Below are 17,704 nucleotides of genomic sequence, written 5' to 3'. Positions count from 1 at the left end.
AGTGGAAATCAACATCATTCTACTCCTTTTACGAAAATTTGGTAATTTAAGTAACAAAGTTGTTTTTCAACAGCGTAAAAAAAGGATGCTCATTGAGCATCCTTTCTAAATATTAACCTTGTTGTACAGGACTTTTAGGTTCAGTATCTAAATTCATTGCTGGTCCGAAGAATTCATAATGAATTTGTGTATCTTTAATACCTAATTCTTTTAAACTAGTAATAATTGCTTTTAAAAACGGTACTGGTCCACATACGTAATAATCTGCATTGTCTGATTTAATATTGTTATTTAACCATTCGGCATCAATATAGCCTTGCTTTTTAAAGTTATTGTTTTGAAGATCTTCCTCAAAAGGATTCTCATAAACAAATGATAAATTGTAATTTGTTAATTGCTCTTTTAATTGGTTTAATTCATTTTCAAATGCTTGTAATTTACCGTTTCTTGAAGCACTAATGAAGTTAACTTGACGTTGTGGTTGATTACTTGCAATTGACTTAGCCATACTGATCAATGGTGTAATTCCAACACCACCACTTAAGAAAACAACATCTGAATCAATTTCAGTATTTAAAGTAAATTCACCTGCTGGAGCAGTAATTTCTAACGTATCACCAACATTTACTTGATTGTGTAGATAGTTTGAGAATTTACCTAGAGGTTGGTTTTCTTCAGCTTCTCTTTTTACTGAAAATCTAAAGTGATTTTTACCTGGAGCATCAGATAAACTATATTGTCTGTTAGATAGATATTCTTCACCAGGAATTTGTGAACGAACAGTAATATATTGACCTGGTAAGAAAGTAGGCACTGAAGAATCATCTTTAGGAACTAAGTAGAATGATGTTATTACATCGCTTTCTTCAACTTTTTCGATGACTTTAAATTCTTTAAATTCAGACCATCCGCCTTCTTGAGATGAAGCTGCTTCATACATTTCTTTTTCGATATCGATAAATACTTGAGCAATAATTCCATATGCTTCAGCCCAAGCACCTAGTATTTCATCAGTTGCAGCATCACCAAGTACTTCTTTAATTGCCCCTAGTAGATGTTGCCCTACGATTGGATAGTGTTCTGCTTTAACTTGAAGACTGCGGTGCTTTTGCGCAATTTGTTTTACAACCGGAATAATTGTTGCTAGTTTATCAATGTTTTGTGCTGCAGCTAAAACAGTATTTGCAAGAGCTGTTTGTTGTCTACCTTTTTGTTGATTTGTATGATTGAATACATTTAATAATTCAGGATGATTAGTAAATAAATTTTTATAGAATACTTTAGTGATCTCTGTACCCTTTACTTCTAAGACCGGAACTGTTGACTTAATAATATCAATTGTTTTTTGAGATAGCATGAAAAATCCCCCTAATCACGTTTCAAAGTAGTATTGTAAATACATCTTTATCTTAGACCTAGAAATTATTTAAAGCAATATGTAAAATACTTCTTTTGTCATTTTTTTCGCAAAAATACATAAAAGTTTAAAAAATGTTCACAATTATGCTATGATTAAATTTAAATAAAACAGTGAGGACAAGTTATGCGTTTAACAACTTATTCGGATTACTCTCTTCGTGTACTAATATTTCTAAGCTCTGAGCCACGTGAAAAATTAGTTAATATTAAAGACATCGCTGAAGCTTATGGTATTTCTAAAAACCATTTAATGAAAATAATTTATAATTTAGGAAAGATGGGCTATATCGAAACGATACGTGGTAGAAACGGTGGAATCCGTTTAGCTAAATTACCTACAGAAATAAATATTGGTGAAATAATTCGTAAAACTGAAGAAGACTTTAATATTGTAGAATGTTTTGAGCACGGCAATACTTGTGTAATCACACCAGTTTGCTCTTTAAAACATATATTTAATAAAGCGTTGGATCAATTTTTACAAGTTTTAGATCAATATACATTGGATGATATTGTAAAGAACAATGCCATGCTTAAAGATTATTTTTCCATTAATACAAAGGAATAATATGACATTGAAGAGCGCACGCAATAAAAAAACACAAAAACCAACAAAGGATTACTTTGTTGGTTTTTTCATTTAGTATGGTCTATAGTTTTATATATTTTACGTTTTCCATCGGTTCTTGGAATAAAGATGACGCTATTTTACTAAAAATGGTTGGATCCCCGGTTGTAAAAAATTCATGTGAAGTGATTTCGGAGTTAGATAAGATATTTTGTTGATCTAGTATTGCACTTACCTCTAAAGCTGTTTCATCGCCAGAGCTAATAAGTTGGATCGATGGTCCCATCACTTTTTGAATAATTGGACCGAGTAGTGGGTAATGAGTACACCCTAGTATTAGGGTATCAATATTTGAATCAATAAGCGGTGCAAGAGTGTGCTTAACAATATCAAATATTTCAGGTTTATTGTAGTCCCCATTTTCAACAATCCCAGCAAACTCTGGACATGCCAAACCTTCAATTAAAACTTTGTCATTAATCCTCTTTAATGCAGAATGATAAGCTTTACTATTAATAGTAGCATTCGTTCCGATGACACCGATTTGGTCATTTTGTGTTAATTTTATTGCTGCTCTGGCACCTGGGCGAACAACACCAATGACCGGGATATGAAGTTTTTCCCGCATTTCATTTAAGACGACTGAAGTTGCAGTATTACAGGCGATGACTAACATTTTTATATCTTTTTCCAGTAGAAAATTAGTCATTTCCCAAGTGAATTCCCTAATTTCCGTATATGGTCGTGATCCGTATGGACATCTTGCTGTATCGCCTAAGTATAAAATGTCCTCTTTAGGTAATTGTCTTATAATTTGTTTGGCAACTGTTAAGCCCCCAACACCTGAGTCAATGACTCCGATTGGTTTATTCAAAAAATCCCCTCATTTTACTTAAATATTGTTGATGTAGTATATTCTTTATTCATATAAGATTTTACTATAAGAAATGATATTTTTGTTTATCATTCTCTTTTTAAAAATGTTATAATTTCATAGTTTTATTACGCCTATTAACTGAGTATTAAAACAATTAAACGCAAGTTAAAAATAATTCGTAAATTCAACCATTATCTGTTATATTAATGAGGAAAAGTTTATATATGAGAAAAATGTGGAGGAGCCGGTGTTGCTGGCTGAGATAGCGTCCTTAAGATGTTGACTCTTAGAACCTGATCTGGGTGATGCCAGCGTAGGGAACAGTATCTCTTTTAAGATATGTTTTTTACAGCGCATTCACGTCCGGGTTAATATCCGGGCGTTTTCTTTTTGTATAAACAAAGAACAAAAAGGAGATATAGATAATGAAAAAATTAGTAGTATTTTTAGTGGCTATTTGTTTAATGTTAACTGGATGTGGTCAAAACAAAACTACCACTACTAAAAAGACAAAGCAATTAAAAAAGGTGACTGTCGTACTAGACTGGACCCCGAATACAAATCATACTGGGCTATTTGTTGCTAAGGATAAAGGTTACTTTAAGGAACAAGGACTTGATGTAGATATAATCAACCCGGGAGAAACAGGAGCAGACCAATTGGTGGCATCTGGTAAAGCAGATTTTGGGGTTTCTTATCAAGAGTCAATTACACAAGCAAGAGTTCAAAATGTACCGATTGTTTCAATTGCAGCAATTATTCAACATAATACTTCTGGGTTTGCATCACCAGTGAAAAAAGAAATTAAGTCTCCAAAAGATTTCGTTGGAAAAACTTATGGTGGATGGGGTTCACCGGTTGAAAAGGCTATTTTAAAATCACTTATGTCAGAAGAAAATGCGAATGTTAATAAGTTAAATATCGTTAATATGGGCGATGCTGATTTCTTTACTGCAGTAAAAAGAGATATCGATTTTGCGTGGATTTATCAAGGATGGACAGGAATTGAAGCTGAGCTTCGTGGAGAAAAATTAAACATGATTTATTTAACAGATTATAGTAAAAAGCTAGATTACTATACTCCAGTTTTAGCTACGAATGAAAAAATGATTAGTAAAAATCCTAAAATTGTAAAAGCGTTTGTTGCTGCAGCGTCAAAAGGATATAATTTTGCGATTGATCATCCAAAAGAAGCTGCATCAATTTTAATAAAGGATAATCCGGATTTAGATAAAAAATTAGTTGAAAAAAGCCAAGAATGGTTAGCATCTAAATATAAAGATGATGCAAATCGTTGGGGTGAGCAAAAATTATCAGTTTGGAAAAACTATGCAGATTTCTTAGCTGAAAATAAATTATTAGAAGGAAACTTTAAGCCAAAAGAAGCATTTACGAATGATTTCTTACCAGCGAAATAAGGAGGAGTTAATATGCAAACTACTTTAATGAGTGTCCAAATTATACCGAAAACAAATAATATTGAGGATGTTATTCCAGCAGTTGATGAAGCGATTAAAATTATTGATGAATCAGGTGTAAAATATCAAGTTCAGCCTTTAGAAACAACTATGGAAGGTGACTTGAATCAATTGTTAAATGTTGTTCAAAAAATGAATGAAAGAATGATTGAAATAGGTTGCCATAATGTTATAACTCAAATGAAAATACTTTACCAACCACAAGGTATCACTATGGATGTATTAACGGAGAAGTACCGTTAATGAAATCTAAAAGTATAAAAGGATGGCAACCAATCGTTGTCATCCTGCTTTTTTTAATCTGTTGGCAGCTAAGTATTAAAATTTGGAAAATCGAATCTTGGTTATTGCCAGGGCCGATCTCAATCTTTAAAGAAGGAATGAAATCATCTGATTCACTACTTCCTCACATTTCTTCTACAATTCAATTAACGATTATTGGTCTGTTAATTGGTAGTTTATTAGGATTTTTAATAGCATTTCTATTGCATTTAATACCTGGTGTTAGGGAAGCTTTTTACCCGTTATTAATTCTTTCGCAAAATGTACCAATTATCGTTTTGGCACCGCTTTTAATTATTTGGTTTGGATTTGGTGTATTACCTAAATTAATTATAATTTCTCTTGTTTGTTTTTTCCCTGTTACAGTTTCAGCGTTGGATGGTTTCAGACAAACACCAAGTGAACTAATAAATTATATGAAAATGGCAGGAGCATCTAAATCACAAATTTTTTGGAAAGTTGAGTTACCTTTTTCTCTACCTTCCATTTTTTCCGGCTTAAAGATTTCAGCAACTTATAGTGTTATGGGGGCAGTCATATCTGAATGGCTAGGAGCAAAATCTGGAATTGGGGTATATATGACTTTAGCTTCATCTTCATTTAGAACTGATCGAGTATTTGTTTCAATTTTTATCATTATGTTTTTAAGTATGCTTTTCTTCTTCCTAATAGTCGTAATTGAACGTTTTACTGTTAAATGGAAAGTTAAAGGGGAGAAACGGAAATGACATTACAAGTAGAACAATTATCAAAGAGTTATAGCGGGCATCAAGTGTTAGATAATATCTCCCTTTATGTAAACGAGGGTGAATTTGTATCAATTTTAGGTCCATCTGGTAGTGGGAAAAGTACGTTGTTTCATCTTATAGGTGGTTTACTAAAACCTGATTCTGGAGAAGTAAGGTTAAATGGGTCGATAATAAATGGAGAACTTGGTCATATTAGTTTTATGCCCCAGGATCATTCATTACTACCTTGGAGAACAGTATTAAAAAATATTGTTTTGTCACAGGAATTAAAACATAAACCTGATGAAAAGTTGGCAAGAGACTGGCTTAAAAGAACTGGTTTAGAAAACTATGAGAATGCTTACCCTCATGAATTATCTGGTGGGATGAAGCAACGAGTTTCATTTTTAAGATCATTACTAGCACCGCAGTCGTTTATGTGTATGGATGAGCCTTTTTCAGCTTTAGATGAATTCACTAGACTTGAAATGCAACAATGGCTTTTATCAATTTGGGAAGAGCAACGACGATCAATTTTATTGGTTACACATAATATTGATGAAGCGTTGTTAATGTCTGATCGAATATATATATTTTCTGACAAACCTGCCAAAATCAAAGAAGAAATCATTGTGCCATTTCCAAGACCACGCAAAAAAGAATTATTATTAAGTGACGAATTTATGGAATATAAAAGAAAAATCTATTTGGCTTTAGAGAAGGAGTAGTACGATGAAAATGATAGATGCTCATATTCATTTAGATTCTTATGATACTAGTCAAAGAGAAGAAATATTAACTAATATAGAAAGACACGAAATCGAGGCGATCATTTCGGTTTCGATGGATTTAAAATCTAGTAAGAAAAATTTAGAGTTAAAAAAACAAAATAATAGTGTATATCCAGCATTCGGATTTCATCCTGAACAACAAATTCCATCTGATGAAGAGGTTGATAAATTAATTGAATGGATTAAGTTCCATCAGGATGAAATGGTCGCAATCGGAGAAGTTGGATTACCATATTATAAGAATTTGGTAGAAAAGATTAATTACGTACCTTATATTAGGTTACTAGAAAAATTTATCTCACTTGCAAGAGAGTTAAATAAACCGATCATATTACATGCAGTGTATGAGGACGCCGAAACCGTATGTAATCTATTAGAAAAATATTTTATTCAAAAAGCTCATTTTCATTGGTTTAAAGGAGACGATCATTCAATTAAACGGATGATAAAAAATGAGTATTTTATCTCAATTACACCAGATGTATTATATGAAAATGAGATTCAAGATTTAGTAAAAAAGTATCCTTTAGAATTAATGATGGTAGAAACTGATGGTCCTTGGCCATTTGAAGGGCCTTTTGAGAATGAGTGGACACATCCTAAATTTATGCATCAATCGGTTGCAAAGATAGCTGAGTTAAAAGACATAGATTTATTAGTTGCATATAAAACTTTATATGAAAATACTAAGAAATTTTATAGTATTTAAAATAAGAAGATCGTTTTCTAAATGGAAACGATTTTTTATTTTAGATAGGTAAAAAGAGTTAAAATAAAATCCCCCTATAGCAGAGTTTCTATCCTAATATACGGATAGGCTTTTTTATCTACTATAAGTAGGATATAAAGTGAAAATTTTATTTCAGATAAACAGATTCTTACAAGCTAGAAAATAGAGAAAAATAAAACTTAAGTTTCAATGTAAATACCAAAACCGGCATGTCGATTAGAATGCCGGCAGTATGTTGGTTTGTAGAAGTGTTTCTACAAAATAACTACAGTTCAAGCTCTCCCATACGAAGAAGCTCAATAACTGCTTGTGATCGCCCCTTAACCCCAAGCTTCTGCATTGCATTTGAAATATGATTTCTCACAGTTTTTTCACTTATAAAAAGTTCTTCAGCAATTTCTCTTGTAGTCTTATCTTGAACAAGAAGCTCAAATACTTCTTTTTCACGCTTTGTGAGTGTGTGCTTTGTTTGATAGTCTCTATCCTTCAACTGTGCTAACCCTCCTTGCTTGACCGAGCTGTTCTTCGGATGGGTATTCATTTAGTCTTTTTATCATATGAACGATAGGTCTTTTAGGTGAATATTTCCAGTAAATTTAGAGCTAGATTTAAATTATTTATTTTTTTCTATTTAGCTTGTTCTAAAAAATGTACATGCTCGTATAAATAATAAAAAAGCGTGGGGGGAGTATGGTGATGAAAAAAAGATTGTTAGTAACAGCAGCAGCGGTATGTGGAATCGCAACAATGAGTGGATGTAGTTTACTTCCAACAAAATCTTCAACTGACATTGATCCACCTAAAACTGTAGTTTATAAAAGTGATCAACCTTCAAAAGAAGTAGCAAAGAAGGAAGAAACGGTAAAAAGGGAATTATATTTAATTGACCGTAACGGGTATGTTGTACCGCAAACTTTCCAATTACCTAAGTCTACTAGCTTGGCTAAACAAGCGTTAGAGTACTTAGTAAAAGATGGTCCTGTTACAGATGAATTACCAAATGGTTTCCAAGCAGTTTTACCTCCGAATACAGAAGTTTTAGGTGTTCAAACTCAAAAGGATGGTACGATTATTGCTGATTTTTCACCAGAATTTAAGCAATACCGTGCTGAAGATGAATTAAAAGTGTTTCAAGCTGTTACTTGGACTTTAACTCAATTTGATAATGTGACAAAGGTGAAAATTCGAGTAAACGGAAAAGAGCTTGCATCAATGCCAGTAAATAAGGCTCAGATTGGTGATGGGTTAACAAGAGATGATGGAATTAACTTTGATAAGGGTGACATTGTAGATATTATGAACTCAAGACCAGTTACGCTATATTATGTTTCTCAAGGGGAAATGGGAGACACTTATTATGTACCTGTAACGGCAAGGATTTCTAATGCTGAAACGGATGCATATTCAGCAATCGTAAATGAACTTGTAAAAGGTCCATCCGAATATTCAAATTTAGTTTCCGATTTTGGAACTGATACGAAACTTGTTAGTCAACCTGTTTTCAAAGGCGGTAAGTTAGTACTTAATTTTAACGATGGTATCTATGGCAATATAGCAAAAAATATGATCAATAATGATGTATTACAGCCACTTGTTCTTTCTTTAACAGAGCAAAAAGGAGTTAAGTCTATTGAAATTCAAATCAATGGTAAATTAACTGCCCTAGACCAACAAGGTAAGCCTTTAAGCCAACCTGTTTCTAGGCCTAAGGATGTAAATACGAAAAAGTTGTAAGCTGGTAGTTAGGAAAAAATCATAATTGCCTTTTAAAAAATGTTAAAATATCAACCTTGTACAAAAATTATGATGATTTTTGTACAAGGTTTTTAATTTTATCTTTAAATTACACTTAATAAGTAGAAATGAAATCATATTTTTGTCTATACTAGTATTTGGAAGATTTTGTAGGAGGAACGAACATGACAAGAACAGATGGAAGATTAAATAATGAACTTAGACCAATAGAGATTATTACTCACTATACAAAACATGCAGAAGGTTCTGTACTTATAAGTATTGGTGATACGAAGGTAATTTGTAATGCAACAGTTGAAGACCGTGTACCACCATTTTTGAGAAATAGCGGAAAAGGTTGGATTTCAGCAGAATATTCTATGTTACCTAGAGCTACTCAAGATCGTACAATACGTGAATCATCTAAAGGCAAAGTTACTGGTCGAACAATGGAAATTCAACGATTAATAGGAAGAGCGCTAAGAGCAGTAGTTGATTTAGAAGCACTTGGTGAAAAGACGATTTGGATCGACTGTGATGTAATTCAAGCAGATGGAGGAACAAGAACTACTTCAATTACTGGTGCATTTGTTGCTATGATGCTAGCTTTTGATAAATTAATTAAAATGGATAAATTAAAATCGTATCCGGTAAAAGATTATTTAGCAGCAACTTCAGTTGGTATTTTAGATGAGCTTGGACCAGTACTAGATTTATATTATGTAGAAGATTCGGCTGCAAGTGTTGATATGAATATTATTATGACTGGAAAAGGGCAGTTTGTTGAACTTCAAGGGACTGGTGAAGAAGCAACATTTTCAAGAGAAGAATTAAATGAATTATTATCTTTAGGTGAATTAGGAATTAAATCTCTAATTGAAAAACAAAAAGAAGTGTTATTACAAGAAGGTATTAAATTTCAATAATTATTTCGAGGAGAGACTTTCAGGATGGAAACAATCATTATTGCGACTAATAATCAAGGCAAAGTGAAGGATTTTGAAGCGCTTTTTAACCCGATGGGATTTCAAATTAAATCTTTAAAAGACTTTCCTGAAATTCAAGAAGTTGAAGAAACAGGAACTACATTTGAAGAAAATGCGATTTTAAAAGCTGAGTATTTAGCAAGAGAGCTAAATACGCCTGTAATTGCAGATGACTCTGGATTAATAGTGGATGCACTTGATGGTAGACCAGGCGTTTATTCTGCTCGATATGCTGGATTACATAAAAGTGACGAAGATAATTTACAAAAAGTATTAAATGAATTAGAAGGCGTTTTTCCTGGCAAAAGAACTGCGCGATTTTATTGTGCTTTAGCTTTAGCAGTTCCTGGTAAAAAAACAATCACTGTTTATGGTACAGTTGAAGGGTATATTGCCAATGAAAAAAGAGGAACAAACGGATTTGGCTACGATCCAATATTCTTTTTGCCAGAGTTAGATAAAACTATGGCTGAATTAACAACAGATGAAAAAGGTGGCTTAAGTCATCGTGCAAATGCAATTAAATCATTAATGAATGTTATAAATAAAGAAGATAAAGACTTGTTATTTAGAGGATCAAATTAATGAAAGTACTAATTGCAAGTGATAGCCATGGATTGACGAAACCATTGCAAGAAATCGCCGACCGATATCGTGACAGTGTAGATTTAATGATACACTGTGGAGATTCGGAATTAGAAGTAAATGCTAAGGAACTAAAGGATTATAATGTTGTAAGAGGAAATTGTGATTTCAGAGGAGAATTCCCTGAAGAATTTATTCACCGTGGGAATGAATATACAATCTATGCAACACATGGTCATTTACATGGAATAAAACAGTCATTACAAAAGCTGTATTATCGTTGTAAAGAGGTTGGAGCAACAATTGCTTGTTTCGGTCACTCACATGTATTAGGAGCCGAGGTAATTGATGGTGTGCTTTTTATAAACCCTGGCAGCATTTTATTACCGAGAATGCGTAAAGAAAAGACTTATGCTATTCTTGAAACAATTGGTAAGAAAGCTAATGTTACTTTTTATAATACAGATGGAACGGAGCTTATAACTACTTCATTTGAATTATAATGAATAAAGGGAGGTTAGTAGCTTAACATGCTACTAACCTTATCTAAAAACAAAAAATTTCTAAGTACTAAAAGCCGAAAAACCCTAATAAACTAAGGTAATTATATAACTTATAAATTTTTTCCTTTATTTTGGAAAAAAAGTTTTAAAATAGTGTTGACTTTAATTTGCATAGTGACTATAATAAATATTGTCGACAGGGTGATGTCGCAAAGAAATAAAAAAACAAAACATATGCGGGTGTAGTTTAATGGTAAAATAGAAGCCTTCCAAGCTTCGGTCGTGGGTTCGATTCCCATCACCCGCTCCATATGTCCTGGTAGCTCAGCAGGATAGAGCAACGGCCTTCTAAGCCGTCGGTCGGGGGTTCGAATCCCTCTCAGGACGTCCAAAAGAACGTAATCAGACGTTGATATAACACGCTTTTCCATCGATTAGGTATTCGGTCATAACGCCGTTCCACCGGTAAATTTACGTGAAATATACGTAATAAATACTCGTTGAACTTTCCGTGAAATGATCGCAAAACTTATCGGTAGGGAGCGTGTTTTTTCGTGTCTAAAAGAAAAGGTATATTCGATATTTCCGCATTGGACGGGGTATCGCTCGGTAAAAGTAGCGCAAATAAGGCGTCGAAGTCAACGGTCAAGGGAACGGCGTTAACGGATGTAAAAACGCCAATAGTAGCGCCAGTTGATGACGTTAAAATAGCGGACGCATTAAAGTCGATCACGCGTCAAATGGAAATCATGGGATACCGCGAGCGAACGATTAGCGACTACAATTTGCACGTTAATCATTTTGCGGAAACAGTCGGCGTAGAAAGTTTATCGGAAATCGATAACGATAAAATACTGGACTGGCTTTCGGCGATGGACGTAAGTAATCAGACGAAGCTGACGCGCTTAAAATGTCTGAAGGCGTTCTTAACGCGTTGTTTAGATAACGGATGGTTTAAGACGAAGTTCTGGAAAACCGTTACCGTAAAAGTTGATAGCGAAGTAAAAGTCGGAGCCGAGGAGAAGGACGTCGATATTCTACTTTCGATGCTAGACTTAACGGATTACGTAGAGCTGCGCGACGCAATCGCCATATTAGTTATGTATCAATGCGGACTCCGAATCAAAACGTTATCTCTATTAGAAGAAAAGCATATCGACGTCGAGCGTAGAGAGCTCCGTTTAAGTGGCGACATTTTAAAGAACCGTAAGGAACTGATTTTACCGTTAGAGGAATATACGGCGCAGCTACTTGCGGTATTAATTCAACAGAACGCAGTAGTCCGCCGAGAATACGCTAAGAAAAATAATTACGTATTTGTAACGATGTTTGGCGACTGCGTGATCAACGGAACGAATAACGCTTTGCAACGTAGGTTAAAGAAGTACGCCGATACTTACGGCCTGAAGAACATTAATCCTCACGCGCTTAGACGGGGATTTGCGATGCGATTACGCAATAAAGGAGCGGACATACTCCTTATATCAAAAGCGCTAGGGCATAGCGATTTAGCGGTAACGACGAAGTATCTCGGAATGGAAAAAGAAGAAGTATCGAATGAATTACGAAAGTTTTTATAGGGATTCGGAAGGGCTCGCCAAAAATGGCGGGTCTTTTTTTGTGCGCGGAAAAGTTGCGCGAAGTTGTGAATTAGCGTGGCATAAGAAGTAAGAGCACAAAAAGTGCGCGACTTTACTCCCTTCCGCGTCATAAGAAGTAAGGGCGTTAGTCCAGTAATAAATCTACACTACCGAATATAAAAGATACGGAGGTGAAATAGGTGGGAGAGTATGAGGCATATATAAGATCAGGTGAGACGCGAACAGGTTTCTCGATAATGTTCCACGAATTGTTCGATTTATATCATCCGTACATTGGCGATAAGGCTACGATGTACTACTTATTTTTATTACGGTACCGAAACAACGAAAAGGCTAGCGATAATATGGGTAAATCTTGGAAGGGTAGAAGCGGAATTATCGAAAAGTTTCAGTTGTCATTCTCGACGCTACCTGTCCTTGATGCAATTCTCGAAGCTAGCGGACTAGTATCGTTAGAGTACAAACCAAGCGGAAGAGGTCGCGATAAAATTATTTATATCGTACATGATCCGAAGGAGCGTCAACAATTCCGAGAAATTGAATCGCAGATTGAAGAAAGGCTACGTAAGGTTATCGAGAAACACGGTAATATCGGAAAGCTTTTAGGTAAAGAAAAAGGGTCAAAGTTATCAGCCTGAAGATTATCTCTACTGTACGGTAGATATTAACCTTCGTCAGCGTATATGAAAAAGAATACCTTTAAAAAGAATTATTTAAAAAGATTAAAAGATGGCAATAATTTCGTTTCACTACATTATCGCTATCTATTATATAACTTCGATAATATCGCTAATAAGTGATTATCGATAATAAATAGGAGGAATTAATATGGCGCTAAATATTAATATAACGGAAGACATTAAAATCATATCCGATACTCATAACGTAATTGTTCAACGCAAACACATCGTAGATCCTACGAAATCACCGAATTGGGCGAAATTAGAAGCGAAAGGTGCTTCGTCAGCATTACGCGAAGAATGGCGCGACGTTTCGTATCATCCATCGGTAGAGCAAGCGGTTAAAAGTATTATGTGCAAAAAGGTTAATAGCTCAGACGCAACTAGTTTAACAGAAGTCTTGGACGAAATTAAACGATTTGAGACAGAATTGTCGGCGATATTAAAGCGCTAGAGCCCGTCAGGTATAAAGTGTCACGGCGCACTTAAAACGGCTAATTCGCCGTCAAAATTAACGAAATCAAAACGGAGGTAATACGATGACAAACGAAACCCTAAACGAAAGCACTTTCGCAAACTTCAGACGCGAGCTTCAAACGCTAAACTACGTAGAGCTCAATGTGTTAATGAGCGATATCGTGCTCGAAATCAAAAAGCGCTCATATAACGAAGGAATGGTCAAGGCGATGACGAGCGGAATCTCGGCGGAAGCAATCGCGCCAGTCGGAACGCCAATTCAATCGGAACAAGAAATCCGCGATGAAATTATCGAGAAGGCTAAACGCGATGTGGCGGAGTTGGAAAAGAACGCGGAAAGCGAGTTAAATAACGGAATTGAAGACGGTAACTTTACTTACCGACAAAGAATTAACGTAATTAAGTTCGTTATTAACAAGGAGAAAAGAACGGTCGTTGCACTAGTCTGCGCGAAAATAAATCCGAAATTAATACGCGAAAAAGGAATCGCCAAGTGCGACCCATCCGACTGCTTCAACGCTCACATCGGCAAGGCAATCGCGCTACGACGAGCACTAGGACTCGAAGTCCCGTCGGAATACCTAACCGCCCCACAGCCGACAGAAGCCCGCACAGGCGACGTTGTACGTAGTCTGATGAGCGGAAAGGAAGGCGAAGTAGTGGCGAAGAAAAAAGACCGTCCCGTAATTGCAGACGAAAATGGTACGTACTACACACTCGGACATTCGGCATGGAATATCGTTGACGACTCGCGTGAAGGGAATGCGGAAGGAGGCGACGCAAATGGCGAAGGCTAAAACGCATTACAACGAAATCCCAACGGATCAATGGTCCGCAAATCACCTGCGCGATTATCTCTACGCCAAGCACGAAGAGCACTTAGGCGTCAAGTACGTCGCAAGGAATTTCGCAGTCGATACGCGAATGCTGAAGAACTTCGTGAGCGCGTATGGTGTGACGGTGGCTAAGCGTTTTATCGACGTATGCTTGGCGAATTACACACCTACGGCAAACTATCCCGGAACTAACTTCGCTTTTATACAGACGTATATGAAGGAGCGCTACTTGCCGCAGTGTTTGAAGGCGGAGGTAATGGCGGAGCGAGTTGCGGAAGTTGATAACGAAATTGATGCGGATTGGCTATGAAAGGATTTCTTACGGGAGTTATCGCAAGTGTTACGTTATGGGTTATATTAGCGTGGCTCGTAACGAGATAACGGAAGGGAGGAGAAAGTGATGGGCATATTTACAGTAGTCGGAATTATGGCGGTTGGATTCTTTAGTGTGGTCGGGCTTGCGGTAGTTGTCGGTGGCTTTGCGAAGTATTTGAAAGGTGAAAAATAAGGAGGCGTTAATTATTACGATATTAGAATGTTTGGCTATCGTAGGAATTAGTAGTTTAGTCGTTGTTTATGTAAAGCTACTTTGTATATGGATTGAGAAGGGTTACGAATGAATGATAGATAAAATTGTATTTTCATTAGCGGGAATAACTTTTTTCATAGCGTTATCTCAGGTGGGTTATATGACTTATCTATATTACAAGGAGATGAAGAAAAGTGACTGAAAAAGAATGGTTTGAGAATATTAAAAAATCAGTTGAATATGACATGATTCATAACGATGGTTTAATGTTAAGTGTTTCTTTGAAAGAAATGCAGTGGTTAATTAGCAAAGTTTATGAAGTAGACCATTTTAAGAAAAGAGATAAAGATCATAGAATATGGCTTGAGTTCCAAGATAAAACATTGAGAGAAATAGCAAAAGAAGGTATTGGGTATGGTCAAAAGATAGCCAGAGAAACTTTAGAGGGATTTCGAATCGGAAGTAATATTGAAAACAACAAATTTAGGTTAAAAGTTCGAAAAATGAAGTGTGTAGAGTGTGACACTATATCACTTGTTGAATTTAAACAACCACAAGAAACTATGTATTTTTGTCCTATCTGTATGGAACGAATGGAGGATACGGAAGACATTACGGTGATTCAAGATTAGTGTACTCTACGACTAAATAACGAACTTAACGAAAGGGTGATCGAATGAACCACGCTAACAAATGCTTACTAGCGCAACGCTGCTCGCTAGCCAACTCGGAATCCTGCTCGCCATCTTGCGGACACTTCGTCAGAATGCACGGCTTCAGCGGAACAGGCGGGCGGTCTGGCTCGGCAGGAGTACCGGCAGACTATCGAATGCTTACGTTAAAGAACTCGCCAGCTCGCGAAGAACAGGCGAAGATTTACGCCACGCTCGATAAATACGTCGCTACTTTTGAGCGAATGTTTGACGAAGGTGGTGAACGGATTAAATCGCTATATCTATGGAGCGAAAGTCCAGGCAACGGCAAGACGACGACGGCAACGGCACTACTTAACGAATGGATTATCGCAAATTACCTCGGCAGTTTGAAGCACGGTAGGCAGGCGCTTCAGACTCCGGCAGTATTCCTTGATACTAACTCGTTTCAGACCGATTACAACCTCGCAACAATGACGAACAGTGAAGCGGAAATGGCGAAGATTAAGGCGACTATTCAACGTACACAAACGGCTCCATTCGCAGTCCTTGATGATATCGGTGTAAGGTCGGCAAGTGAAGCGTTTAGGTCGTATGTCCACGCGATAGTTAATTATCGGACGACTAACGGACTACCCACTATTTTCACTAGCAACCTACCTATCGAGGAAATGGCGGTCGTTTTCGACGCAAGGTTGTACGATAGGATGCGTGATCAGTGCGGAATTCTGAAATTCGAAGGCAAATCGAAACGGGGGATACGTAAATGATGGATATTCAAAAAGCGTTGGTTCATATCGGAGCATGCGAAAGTTATAAGGAATCTGCGGAGGCAATTGTCAAAGGTCTCGTAACTTTAAACGGTAAACGTATCGATTGTTATTGGAAAAGACTTCGCGGAGGTTATTACGCCATTAACGTAAAGGAAAAAGGGTTGTTCCGATTTAATGTACGAAGTGGAAAAGTCGGAAATGTTAAAAGGGGGTTTAAGCAATGAATCAAATCAACGTTTATATAAATGCGGAATATTCATTTAGTTATGAGGATACGGTTATTCCACGCAAAGGAGATTCGGTTACTTTATCTGGGATTTACGGAAAGGATTACGAAACAGTAGGAGGTCGTTACTACGTTAAGGAAGTTGAGTTCGAGTTATACGGAGGATTGGACATTTCTCGAAGAATAAACGTTTATCTGAGGGAATTAGAATGAGCGCGCCTTTCAATTTCGGCGACTTAGTTAAGGTCGTCGGCTATCATCCGAGAATATTCCGTATTGACGGCTACCACGTCGACACCTGGCATTATCCTGACGAAGTTTGGACTGAGACCGTTTTCGACCTTGTTGACGCTTATACTGGGCTTGATTTTATAGAAGCTGAGCACGAAGATTTAACGTTAGTAGTACGCGCAGACGAAGCTGACGAATATCTAGCGAAGAATCCTGCGCCTGCTCCGTTTAAGAATGAAAATAGTACGGATTGGTCAAAAATCGCAAAGGAGGCGTTTAGTATGGCGAAGCAAGAACGACAACCAACGGCTAGAGAATTATCAGCGAAGGAAGCAGAACAACGCAAGGCAGCGCGTAAGCAGAAAGCGGAAAAGATTGATAACTTGCTAGATATGCGAAATTGGTATGCGGATCAATTTGCGAAGACGGCTGACGTTGAGTATTGCGATAGGGTGTTTGCGATGGACTGCGAGTTGAAGAAGTTAACGGAGACGGATTAATGGAAGCGGAAATTAAGGCGTTGATAGAACGGAAGGAAAACTTTCCGCGTACGTATGACGTTGAATTGCACCGCGAATACTTGGCGATTGAGGCGGAGTTAGACGACTTGATATTCCGGTATTTGCGGAGTAGTGGCGTCGGCAGTAACGAGGAGAGCTACGAGTTAATTCGGAAATTGATTAAGGAACAAAACAAGGAGGAATGAAAAATGGGCGTAGATTTTTATGCGTGTAATAATTGTGGAGATACTTTCCCGGATTGTGGAGATTTTACAGGTTGTGAATGCGGCACTAGATGGTGTTGTGATGAATGTGCAGAAACAGAAGGATATAGACACGAAGAAGATGGATATACTCCGCCTGGTTCAGAATGGGAACAAGAAACAAGTTGTAACTTTTGTAGAAATGAAGATTTCGAGGATTATGATTTACTGACTTTTGCAATAGGTAAGCTTGGTTTATCAAGAGAAGATTTAATTAAATTGTATACAGAAAACAATCAATAGAAAGTCGCAAC

The 17,704-nt window shown here is 36.5% G+C and carries 25 protein-coding genes, 2 tRNA genes and 1 riboswitch; of the genes, 24 read left to right on the top strand and 3 right to left on the bottom strand.

Going from position 1 to position 17,704, the window contains the following annotated elements; all coding sequences use genetic code 11:
• Positions 1 to 112: 112 nt before the first annotated feature.
• Positions 113 to 1,357, bottom strand: coding sequence for an NO-inducible flavohemoprotein (gene hmpA / locus AB1282_RS00645; protein WP_429898240.1), 1,245 nt, complete (start codon positions 1,355 to 1,357; stop codon positions 113 to 115).
• Between the two features lie 186 nt (positions 1,358 to 1,543).
• Between hmpA and AB1282_RS00640 the strand changes: the two genes are divergently transcribed.
• Positions 1,544 to 1,987 (top strand): RrF2 family transcriptional regulator, encoded by a 444-nt coding sequence (locus tag AB1282_RS00640; RefSeq protein WP_056472442.1) that lies wholly within the window; start codon positions 1,544 to 1,546, stop codon positions 1,985 to 1,987.
• A gap of 82 nt (positions 1,988 to 2,069) precedes the next feature.
• Here AB1282_RS00640 and racE read toward each other — a convergent pair whose 3' ends face one another.
• Complete coding sequence (racE, locus tag AB1282_RS00635) at positions 2,070 to 2,861, bottom strand: glutamate racemase (protein ID WP_056472443.1); 792 nt, start codon at positions 2,859 to 2,861, stop codon at positions 2,070 to 2,072.
• A gap of 230 nt (positions 2,862 to 3,091) precedes the next feature.
• Positions 3,092 to 3,201, top strand: a riboswitch (TPP riboswitch).
• An 88-nt stretch (positions 3,202 to 3,289) separates the two neighbouring features.
• On the opposite strand from racE, the gene AB1282_RS00630 reads away from it, so the two are divergent.
• From AB1282_RS00630 to AB1282_RS00610, 5 genes are read left to right on the top strand one after another with little or no spacing between them, the layout of a single operon-like run.
• Positions 3,290 to 4,282 (top strand): ABC transporter substrate-binding protein, encoded by a 993-nt coding sequence (locus AB1282_RS00630; RefSeq protein ID WP_056472447.1) that lies wholly within the window; start codon positions 3,290 to 3,292, stop codon positions 4,280 to 4,282.
• Between the two features lie 12 nt (positions 4,283 to 4,294).
• The gene (locus tag AB1282_RS00625; RefSeq protein ID WP_056472450.1) at positions 4,295 to 4,585 is read left to right on the top strand and encodes a thiamine-binding protein; all 291 of its coding nucleotides are present in this window, start codon (positions 4,295 to 4,297) and stop codon (positions 4,583 to 4,585) included.
• Positions 4,585 to 5,352: an ABC transporter permease gene (locus tag AB1282_RS00620; RefSeq protein WP_429898239.1), complete on the top strand. Its 768-nt coding sequence runs from the start codon at positions 4,585 to 4,587 to the stop codon at positions 5,350 to 5,352. Before AB1282_RS00625 ends, AB1282_RS00620 begins: the two co-directional genes overlap by 1 nt.
• Positions 5,349 to 6,080, top strand: a complete 732-nt coding sequence (locus AB1282_RS00615; RefSeq protein ID WP_056472457.1) for an ABC transporter ATP-binding protein — start codon at positions 5,349 to 5,351, stop codon at positions 6,078 to 6,080. Before AB1282_RS00620 ends, AB1282_RS00615 begins: the two co-directional genes overlap by 4 nt.
• 4 nt (positions 6,081 to 6,084) lie before the next feature.
• Complete coding sequence (locus tag AB1282_RS00610; protein ID WP_429898238.1) at positions 6,085 to 6,852, top strand: TatD family hydrolase; 768 nt, start codon at positions 6,085 to 6,087, stop codon at positions 6,850 to 6,852.
• 286 nt (positions 6,853 to 7,138) lie between these two features.
• Here AB1282_RS00610 and AB1282_RS00605 read toward each other — a convergent pair whose 3' ends face one another.
• Complete coding sequence (locus AB1282_RS00605) at positions 7,139 to 7,363, bottom strand: helix-turn-helix domain-containing protein (protein ID WP_056472461.1); 225 nt, start codon at positions 7,361 to 7,363, stop codon at positions 7,139 to 7,141.
• A gap of 200 nt (positions 7,364 to 7,563) precedes the next feature.
• Between AB1282_RS00605 and AB1282_RS00600 the strand changes: the two genes are divergently transcribed.
• The 18 genes from AB1282_RS00600 to AB1282_RS00515 all read left to right on the top strand — a co-directional run bounded on the left by AB1282_RS00600 (position 7,564) and on the right by AB1282_RS00515 (position 17,693).
• Positions 7,564 to 8,607, top strand: a complete 1,044-nt coding sequence (locus tag AB1282_RS00600; protein WP_390309867.1) for a GerMN domain-containing protein — start codon at positions 7,564 to 7,566, stop codon at positions 8,605 to 8,607.
• Between the two features lie 185 nt (positions 8,608 to 8,792).
• The gene (rph, locus tag AB1282_RS00595; protein ID WP_429898237.1) at positions 8,793 to 9,533 is read left to right on the top strand and encodes a ribonuclease PH; all 741 of its coding nucleotides are present in this window, start codon (positions 8,793 to 8,795) and stop codon (positions 9,531 to 9,533) included.
• A gap of 24 nt (positions 9,534 to 9,557) precedes the next feature.
• Positions 9,558 to 10,178 carry an XTP/dITP diphosphatase gene (locus AB1282_RS00590; protein WP_056472469.1) on the top strand — a complete coding sequence of 207 codons (621 nt, stop codon included), beginning with the start codon at positions 9,558 to 9,560 and terminating at the stop codon, positions 10,176 to 10,178.
• The gene (locus AB1282_RS00585; protein ID WP_056472472.1) at positions 10,178 to 10,681 is read left to right on the top strand and encodes a YfcE family phosphodiesterase; all 504 of its coding nucleotides are present in this window, start codon (positions 10,178 to 10,180) and stop codon (positions 10,679 to 10,681) included. Before AB1282_RS00590 ends, AB1282_RS00585 begins: the two co-directional genes overlap by 1 nt.
• A 236-nt stretch (positions 10,682 to 10,917) precedes the next feature.
• A tRNA-Gly gene (locus AB1282_RS00580) sits at positions 10,918 to 10,991 on the top strand.
• A gap of 3 nt (positions 10,992 to 10,994) precedes the next feature.
• Positions 10,995 to 11,068 (top strand) — tRNA-Arg (locus tag AB1282_RS00575).
• Positions 11,069 to 11,235: 167 nt separating this feature from the next.
• Positions 11,236 to 12,261: a tyrosine-type recombinase/integrase gene (locus tag AB1282_RS00570; protein WP_429898171.1), complete on the top strand. Its 1,026-nt coding sequence runs from the start codon at positions 11,236 to 11,238 to the stop codon at positions 12,259 to 12,261.
• 200 nt (positions 12,262 to 12,461) lie between these two features.
• Positions 12,462 to 12,920: a hypothetical protein gene (locus tag AB1282_RS00565; protein WP_429898170.1), complete on the top strand. Its 459-nt coding sequence runs from the start codon at positions 12,462 to 12,464 to the stop codon at positions 12,918 to 12,920.
• A 190-nt stretch (positions 12,921 to 13,110) separates the two neighbouring features.
• Positions 13,111 to 13,416 carry a hypothetical protein gene (locus AB1282_RS00560; protein ID WP_429898169.1) on the top strand — a complete coding sequence of 102 codons (306 nt, stop codon included), beginning with the start codon at positions 13,111 to 13,113 and terminating at the stop codon, positions 13,414 to 13,416.
• A gap of 85 nt (positions 13,417 to 13,501) precedes the next feature.
• Positions 13,502 to 14,236, top strand: a complete 735-nt coding sequence (locus AB1282_RS00555; protein WP_429898168.1) for a hypothetical protein — start codon at positions 13,502 to 13,504, stop codon at positions 14,234 to 14,236.
• On the top strand, positions 14,223 to 14,585 hold the full coding sequence (locus AB1282_RS00550; protein ID WP_429898167.1) for a hypothetical protein: 363 nt from the start codon (positions 14,223 to 14,225) through the stop codon (positions 14,583 to 14,585). The genes AB1282_RS00555 and AB1282_RS00550 overlap by 14 nt, the downstream gene beginning before the upstream one ends.
• Before the next feature lie 413 nt (positions 14,586 to 14,998).
• Positions 14,999 to 15,436 carry a hypothetical protein gene (locus AB1282_RS00545; protein ID WP_429898166.1) on the top strand — a complete coding sequence of 146 codons (438 nt, stop codon included), beginning with the start codon at positions 14,999 to 15,001 and terminating at the stop codon, positions 15,434 to 15,436.
• A 197-nt stretch (positions 15,437 to 15,633) separates the two neighbouring features.
• On the top strand, positions 15,634 to 16,227 hold the full coding sequence (locus AB1282_RS00540) for an ATP-binding protein (RefSeq protein WP_429898165.1): 594 nt from the start codon (positions 15,634 to 15,636) through the stop codon (positions 16,225 to 16,227).
• On the top strand, positions 16,224 to 16,454 hold the full coding sequence (locus tag AB1282_RS00535) for a hypothetical protein (protein ID WP_429898164.1): 231 nt from the start codon (positions 16,224 to 16,226) through the stop codon (positions 16,452 to 16,454). The genes AB1282_RS00540 and AB1282_RS00535 overlap by 4 nt, the downstream gene beginning before the upstream one ends.
• Positions 16,451 to 16,669 (top strand): hypothetical protein, encoded by a 219-nt coding sequence (locus AB1282_RS00530; RefSeq protein ID WP_429898163.1) that lies wholly within the window; start codon positions 16,451 to 16,453, stop codon positions 16,667 to 16,669. The genes AB1282_RS00535 and AB1282_RS00530 overlap by 4 nt, the downstream gene beginning before the upstream one ends.
• A complete protein-coding gene (locus AB1282_RS00525; RefSeq protein WP_429898162.1) occupies positions 16,666 to 17,187 on the top strand; it encodes a hypothetical protein in 522 nt (173 codons plus the stop codon). Before AB1282_RS00530 ends, AB1282_RS00525 begins: the two co-directional genes overlap by 4 nt.
• Positions 17,187 to 17,393, top strand: coding sequence for a hypothetical protein (locus tag AB1282_RS00520; RefSeq protein WP_429898161.1), 207 nt, complete (start codon positions 17,187 to 17,189; stop codon positions 17,391 to 17,393). The genes AB1282_RS00525 and AB1282_RS00520 overlap by 1 nt, the downstream gene beginning before the upstream one ends.
• A gap of 3 nt (positions 17,394 to 17,396) precedes the next feature.
• Positions 17,397 to 17,693, top strand: coding sequence for a hypothetical protein (locus AB1282_RS00515; RefSeq protein ID WP_429898160.1), 297 nt, complete (start codon positions 17,397 to 17,399; stop codon positions 17,691 to 17,693).
• Positions 17,694 to 17,704 lie beyond the last annotated feature (11 nt).

It is taken from the genome of Gottfriedia sp. S16(2024) (genome assembly GCF_050473765.1).
Taxonomy (GTDB): Bacteria; Bacillota; Bacilli; order Bacillales; family Bacillaceae_G; genus Gottfriedia.
Note: the sequence above shows the minus strand (reverse complement) of the source record. Positions and strands in the feature narration are given on the sequence as shown.